Below are 516 nucleotides of genomic sequence, written 5' to 3'. Positions count from 1 at the left end.
AAAGGTTTCTTTTATCACATATTAAACGTTAAGGAAGATAATTATGTATCCTAAGATAAATATAAGCAGGCTGTTATGTGATAAAACGCGGGTGAGATATTTAATAACATTGTTGATAATGTTTTTACTAATGATGCCACCATTTTCTTCTGCCGAAAATCGCCCCGATTTTGTTTGTGGTAAATTTAATGGTCATGTAATGGAAGTGCCGAATAGCTATGTTTTTTACTGGACAGAATATAGCGGTACCAGCGCCTGGGGCTACAGTTTTACTGAAAATACAAAAGGGTGTGATACCGATTTCGTAGCATTACCGATGATAATAAATTGGCCGGATATGCAACCTGGTGATAAATCACTATGGTATAAGAAAAAAGAAAATTTTGGTGGAATAAGAGTAAGTATTCACCCGTTAAAACGACCTGACACCGATATGAATTATAAGCGTGATGATTATCTTGAAAAACAAAATAATAAAGTATTTGAACCTGTGGTTGATCTTGATGAATTAGAATT

1 protein-coding gene is annotated in these 516 nt (G+C 33.9%); it reads left to right on the top strand.

All coding sequences use genetic code 11. The features are described from left to right. Nucleotides 1-43: 43 nt before the first annotated feature. Nucleotides 44-516, top strand: a 473-nt coding sequence (locus V1952_RS22445) for a hypothetical protein (protein ID WP_420075623.1), incomplete at its 3' end; no start/stop codon positions are given.

The sequence above is a fragment of the Yersinia sp. 2542 StPb PI genome (assembly GCF_048593855.1).
In the GTDB taxonomy this organism is placed as follows: Bacteria; Pseudomonadota; Gammaproteobacteria; order Enterobacterales; family Enterobacteriaceae; genus Yersinia; species Yersinia enterocolitica_E.
This window is presented reverse-complemented; position numbering and strand designations above follow the sequence as displayed.